This is a genomic window from Vibrio sp. 811, from assembly GCF_033339195.1.
Genome location: NZ_JAWOUB010000031.1, coordinates 20954 through 27256, shown reverse-complemented (window position 1 = coordinate 27256; position 6303 = coordinate 20954). Strand labels below are relative to the sequence as shown.

The window sequence follows — 6303 nt, the reverse complement described above, 5'->3', positions numbered from 1 at the left end:
TGTTTTACCGTGGTCAACGTGGCCGATAGTACCAACGTTAACGTGCGGTTTCGTACGTTCAAATTTTTCTTTAGACACGATCGTGTTCCTTCCTAGTTATGATTCGTCGTGATCATTATTGATCGACGACGCGCCAGAAATTGTTATTTTATGCGCCAACGCCCGTTAGCGCAATATTTGGACGCCCTGATCTCGCAAAAAGTCGTAAACTTTTTGCAGTTCAATCGTCAATTAGTAACCACGCTCTGCAATAATTTTATCTGCGAAGTTTTTCGGCACTTCAGCGTACTCGTGAAACTCCATAGAGTAAGACGCACGGCCTTGAGTTGCAGAACGTAGATCAGTTGCGTAACCGAACATTTCGGATAGTGGTACTTGAGCACGGATGATCTTAAGACCAGCCACACCTTCGTCCATGCCTTCAATGATACCGCGACGACGGTTTAGGTCACCAACAACGTCACCCATCCAGTCTTCCGGAGTGGTTACTTCGACATTCATCATAGGTTCTAGAATCACAGGTTGTGCTTCTAGTGCACCTTTCTTGAATGCCATCGAGCCAGCGATCTTAAACGCCATCTCGCTTGAGTCTACATCGTGGTAAGAACCATCAAATAGTGTAGCTTTAATATCTAGTACAGGGTAACCCGCTAGAACACCACTATTCATTTGCTCTTCGATACCTTTCGATACCGAACTGATGTATTCCTTAGGAATCACACCGCCCACGATTTCGTCTACGAATACGAAACCTTCACCAGGCTCAGAAGGCTCAAGTTTGACCCAAACATGACCGTATTGACCACGACCACCTGATTGACGAACAAACTTACCTTCAACTTCCGCTTTACCACGAATGGTTTCACGGTAAGCAACCTGAGGTTTACCAACGTTACAATCAACGCTGAATTCACGCTTCATACGATCAACGATAATGTCTAGGTGAAGTTCACCCATACCTGAGATCAGAGTCTGACCTGATTCGTCGTCCGTTTCCACGCGGAATGATGGATCTTCCGCTGCTAGTTTACCTAGCGCGATAGCCATTTTCTCTTGGTCTGCCTTAGAACGAGGCTCTACAGCAATCTGAATAACTGGTTCAGGGAACTCCATGCGTTCTAGAATCACTTTGTGGTTCTGATCACACAGTGTGTCACCTGTTGTTACGTCTTTCAGACCGATAGCAGCTGCAATATCACCAGCGCGAACTTCTTTCACTTCTTCACGCTTATTCGCATGCATCTGAACGATACGACCGAAACGCTCTTTCTTCTCTTTTACTGAGTTGTAAACAGCGTCACCCGAGTTTACAACACCGGAGTAAACACGCATGAAAGTTAGCGTGCCCACGAATGGGTCAGTCGCAATCTTAAACGCTAGCGCTGAGAAAGGTTCGTTGTCGTCAGCATGACGCTCAACTTCATTTTCTCTTTCGTCGACACCTTTAATTGCAGGTACGTCAACAGGCGATGGCAAGAACTCAACTACTGCATCCAGTACCGCTTGAACACCTTTGTTCTTGAACGCACTACCACAAGTAGCCAGTACGATTTCGTTATTTAGTGTGCGAGTACGTAGAGCTTGTTTGAGCTCAGCTTCAGTCAATTCACCTTCTTCAAGGTACTTGTCCATCAGCTCTTCGCTAGCTTCAGCAGCGGATTCAACCATGTGGTTGCGCCACTCTTCAGCAAGTTCAATCATGTCAGCCGGGATGTCTTCGTAAGTAAACGAAGTGCCTTGATCGGCATCATTCCAGTTGATCATTTTCATCTTGATAAGGTCGATGACACCTCTGAACTCATCTTCCGCACCAACGTTCAGCTGGATTGGAACAGGAGTCGCACCAAGACGATTCTTAATTTGGTTCACAACGCGTAGGAAGTCTGCGCCCGCACGGTCCATCTTGTTTACAAATACCAAACGTGGAACGTGGTATTTGTCTGCTTGACGCCATACAGTTTCAGACTGAGGTTCAACACCAGATGAGCCACAGAACACAACCACAGCACCATCAAGTACACGAAGAGAACGCTCTACTTCGATAGTAAAGTCAACGTGTCCAGGGGTATCAATGATGTTTACGCGATGCTCAGGGAACTGTGCTTCCATACCACGCCAGAATGTAGTAGTCGCAGCGGATGTGATAGTGATACCACGCTCCTGCTCCTGCTCCATCCAGTCCATGGTTGCTGCACCATCGTGAACTTCGCCGATTTTGTGAGAAAGGCCAGTGTAGAACAGAATACGCTCAGTTGTGGTTGTTTTTCCTGCATCTACGTGAGCACAGATACCGATATTACGGTATAGCTCAATAGGAGTTTTACGAGCCACGATTGTATCCTCTTACTAAGGTGTACCTTAGAGTATAGAAAAGTGCTGCGAGAGAACCTCGCAGCACAGAAGGTATTACCAACGGTAATGAGCGAACGCTTTGTTTGCGTCAGCCATGCGGTGAACGTCTTCACGTTTCTTAACCGCAGTACCTTTGTTCTCAGACGCGTCTAGCATTTCAGCAGCTAGGCGTTGAGCCATAGATTTTTCACCACGCTTGCGCGCAGCTTCAACCAACCAACGCATAGCAAGTGCGTTACGGCGAACCGGACGTACTTCTACAGGTACTTGGTAAGTTGAACCACCAACACGGCGAGATTTAACCTCTACCGCTGGGCGAACGTTTTCAAGAGCTTCTTCAAAAATAGCTAAGTGGTCTTTACCAGACTTTTCAGCCATAGCATCTAGTGCAGTGTAAACGATTTTCTCTGCAGTAGATTTTTTACCGTCAACCATTAGGATGTTAACGAATTTTGCCAGCAATTCAGATTTGAATTTTGGATCTGGAAGGATCTTACGCTGACCAATGACGCGACGACGTGGCATGGATTTATCTCCGTTGTCTTCTTCAGGTTTTATCCAAAACTTTTCAGTTTTTTCAAAAAATTAAAAATAATTTAGTGTTTGGCCTTACTTAACGGAATCCATTAAGACTTAGGACGCTTCACACCGTACTTAGAACGACCTTGTTTACGGTCATTTACGCCAGCACAGTCTAGTGCGCCGCGAACAGTGTGGTAACGCACACCTGGAAGGTCTTTAACACGACCACCACGGATTAGAACAACTGAGTGCTCTTGAAGGTTGTGACCTTCACCGCCGATGTACGATGTAACTTCGAAGCCGTTTGTCAGACGTACACGACAAACTTTACGAAGTGCTGAGTTAGGTTTTTTAGGTGTAGTAGTGTAAACACGAGTACATACACCACGTTTTTGTGGGCACGCTTCTAGTGCAGGCACGTTGCTTTTAACAACTTGCTTTGCACGTGGCTTACGTACCAACTGGTTAATAGTTGCCATTAACTAGCTCCTGATTTACTTGAAAGTAAGCTTTGTGAAAAATCTATCCCCAACTGCCAATGCAGTTAGGGACGCAAAATTCTATGCAGCAGTGAGAGGTGTGTCAAGAAATATACGGATCTTTTTTGTTCAATTAGAACAATTCATCCGTAAAGCTTTGTCGACAGCAAATCTTGTTCAATCCCAAGTTAGGGATTTATCCTGTTTTGCTGTTAGTTCAACGAAGCCTGAGTAATTCACAATCGTCAGCGATGGACTGATACGATTTGCAATACCGCGAGCTTGCGCATCGCTCTCTAACACAAATACGCTGCGGTTTTTTAGATGGGAAAATGCTTTATGTTGCGAGTTAGCAGCGTACACTGCATCTTCTATAAGTAAGATGTCATCCTGTTCACTGCATAAGGGCATGGCGTCTTCTAGAGCAGAGACTGTTTTTATGATGTGTAACATACCTTCCTCAAAAAGACAGTAGCTTGCCAGCGTGTTGTAACTTATCTTTGAGCTGTTCTGAGCTTAACGCTTGGGCTTCAATGACTAAATCCGCTTGCGCCAAACCTCGCTGGGTTAACGACTCTGAACACACAAAGACTTGTTCGATGTCGTATAAATCGAAAAGCTTTAACATCGGCGCGTAATCTTTACTCAAAATATTGTTGGGGTCTTGTCCGAGTAGAAGCTGGTATACCCCGTCACCCATGAAAATGACGCTGATATCTTCACAGTAAGCCGACGCAGCTAACAGTGCATCCACACCTTCACGACCAGCTGCACAGCCATGTGGCGCACTACGAAATAGATAAGTTAACTGACTCAAAACTGTACCACTCTGTCTTGGGTTAACATCGCTTCAGCTAGGCTACCTAAGCCTGCTTGTTCAAAACCATCGGCTAGATTGTTCTGAACCAAACCATGTTGATTCGCTTCTTCTTCACTTACAATCCCGCGACGCAAAGCGGCCGCGACACAAGTTTCTAGGCGAACACCATGCTCTTTAGCCAAAGACTGCCACGCCTTATTGAGATCAAATTCATCGTTGGCTGGCACACTCAAAGCAGTACCATTAGTCACACCATCTTGATAAAAGAAGACGCTCACTAGCTGATGGCCTTGCTCTATCACCGCTTTGGCGAACTGATAAGCACTGCGCGCTGACTGGCTGCCATAAACGGGACCATTCACCACTAACGTGTAAGTCAGTTTACTCACCTTTCATCATCCTCGGTTTTACGTTGACGAATGTACAAGTAAACGGTGTGTTTTGAAATATTAAGGCGATCCGCGACACGGTTGATGGCATCTTTAATATCGAAGATACCTTTGTCGTACAACTCCATCACGATCTGGCGATTTTTGGTGTTGTTAGATACGGATTTATCCGCATTGATCTCTTCGATGGTGCGTTCAACAGTTTGGTCCACCAGCTCTTCTACGTCACTAGCAAAGTTGACCGAGGAAGCCGCTTCTTTCGCTTCTTGCGTCGGCATGAAAGACTGAAGGACTTGCGAGAAAGGCGCATCCAAGTTGACGTTGATACACAACAAACCAATCACGCGATTTTCGCCATTACGAATGGCGACAGTAATCGACTTCATCAACACGCCACCTTTTGCACGGGTAAAGTACGAACGTGAGAAGTTGCGCTCCGAGCCTTCGATGTCTTTTAGCATCTTAAGCGCTAAATCAGTGATTGGTGAGCCGACTTGGCGCCCCGTGTTTTCACCGTTAGCGATTTTAATTGCAGAGGTATTTAAGTCTTCTAGAGAGTGAAGAACGATTTCACAAAATGGACCTATCAGGCTGGCGATACCATCCACGACCGCCTCATAAGATCTTAAAATGATTTTGTCGTGCTCGGTAAACGGCATCACGTTAACGGATTCCATTTCGAGCAACATCTCCGCGTTTATTGTTTCTGTAGTTGTCATAAGCCTTCGAGCGAAAAATCAACAAATTGGTGTAAGTTTATCAGAAAATTTGAAAAGCAACCTAGCAAACTCACCAACTAGTGACCTAGAACAAAAAAGGCCCGTTAAACGGACCTTTTTCAATAACTTATCGCAGCTTATTGTTATTGCTCTGCGTTGTCGTTCTCAACTTTTAGCAGCTCAACTTCAAATACTAGCGTTGAGTTAGCAGGAATGCTTGGTGTGTCTTGGTCACCGTATGCTAGCTCTGGCGGGATAACGAATTTGAATTTAGAACCCACAGGCATTAGCTGAACACCCTCTGTCCAACCTGGGATTACACGGTTAAGTGGGAACGTTGCAGGTTCACCACGATCGTAGGAGCTGTCGAACTGAGTACCGTCGATCAGAGTACCTTTGTAGTGTACTTGAACCGTATCAGTGTCTTTTGGCTTCTCACCTTCAGCTGGTGTCATTACTTGGTATAGAAGACCTGTATCTGTCTTCACTACGCCTTCTTGCTTCTCAAACTCAGCACGGAAATCATCGCCAGCTTTTTTCGCTTCAGCTGCTTTCTCAGCCGCTTGTGCTTGCATCTTTTCTGCAACACGCTTGTCTAGAGATTCTAGTGCTGCACGTGTTTCTTCTTCATTCAATTCAGCATTGCCTTTGAAGACGTCTTCGATACCTTTTAGTACCAAATCTTTGTTAAGATTAATGCCGATTTCGCTTGGCTTGTCGATGCTTGTGCTTAGGTAGTTAGCAAATGAAACACCGATTGCGTATGCCGCTTTGTCGTCGTCGGTTTTAAAGTGAACCGCTTTACCGGTTTCTGCTTGAACTTGTTCTGCTTGAGGTGCGGTTTCTGTTTTAGTTTCTTCTTTCTGACAACCTACCGCTAGCATAACTGTTGCAGCAAGTAGCGACACTTTTAAAACTGATTTCATTAAATTCTCCCAATAATGGCTCTGCCATTGGTTGTTGTGCACAAATCTTCTATGAGACTAGTGAAGACAATCGTTATACCAATATACTAGCTATAT

8 protein-coding genes are annotated in these 6303 nt (G+C 45.2%); all 8 read right to left on the bottom strand.

Annotated features, from left to right (window positions below):
• Positions 1-231: 231 nt before the first annotated feature.
• Positions 232-2331, bottom strand: coding sequence for an elongation factor G (gene fusA, locus R7Q46_RS23630; protein ID WP_005382794.1), 2100 nt, complete (start codon positions 2329-2331; stop codon positions 232-234).
• A gap of 75 nt (positions 2332-2406) precedes the next feature.
• Positions 2407-2877 carry a 30S ribosomal protein S7 gene (rpsG, locus tag R7Q46_RS23625; RefSeq protein ID WP_005382796.1) on the bottom strand — a complete coding sequence of 157 codons (471 nt, stop codon included), beginning with the start codon at positions 2875-2877 and terminating at the stop codon, positions 2407-2409.
• A 101-nt stretch (positions 2878-2978) separates the two neighbouring features.
• Entirely contained in the window at positions 2979-3353 is a 375-nt protein-coding gene (gene rpsL / locus R7Q46_RS23620) for a 30S ribosomal protein S12 (protein ID WP_004399892.1), read from the bottom strand.
• Between the two features lie 177 nt (positions 3354-3530).
• On the bottom strand, positions 3531-3806 hold the full coding sequence (gene tusB, locus R7Q46_RS23615; protein WP_005382799.1) for a sulfurtransferase complex subunit TusB: 276 nt from the start codon (positions 3804-3806) through the stop codon (positions 3531-3533).
• A gap of 7 nt (positions 3807-3813) precedes the next feature.
• Positions 3814-4170, bottom strand: a complete 357-nt coding sequence (gene tusC / locus R7Q46_RS23610; protein WP_054702275.1) for a sulfurtransferase complex subunit TusC — start codon at positions 4168-4170, stop codon at positions 3814-3816.
• Positions 4167-4562, bottom strand: coding sequence for a sulfurtransferase complex subunit TusD (gene tusD / locus R7Q46_RS23605; protein ID WP_017821752.1), 396 nt, complete (start codon positions 4560-4562; stop codon positions 4167-4169). The genes tusC and tusD overlap by 4 nt, the downstream gene beginning before the upstream one ends.
• Complete coding sequence (locus R7Q46_RS23600) at positions 4559-5281, bottom strand: transcriptional regulator (RefSeq protein WP_005382804.1); 723 nt, start codon at positions 5279-5281, stop codon at positions 4559-4561. The genes tusD and R7Q46_RS23600 overlap by 4 nt, the downstream gene beginning before the upstream one ends.
• Before the next feature lie 143 nt (positions 5282-5424).
• Positions 5425-6207 (bottom strand): FKBP-type peptidyl-prolyl cis-trans isomerase, encoded by a 783-nt coding sequence (fkpA, locus tag R7Q46_RS23595; protein WP_017821751.1) that lies wholly within the window; start codon positions 6205-6207, stop codon positions 5425-5427.
• Between the last annotated feature and the right edge of the window lie 96 nt (positions 6208-6303).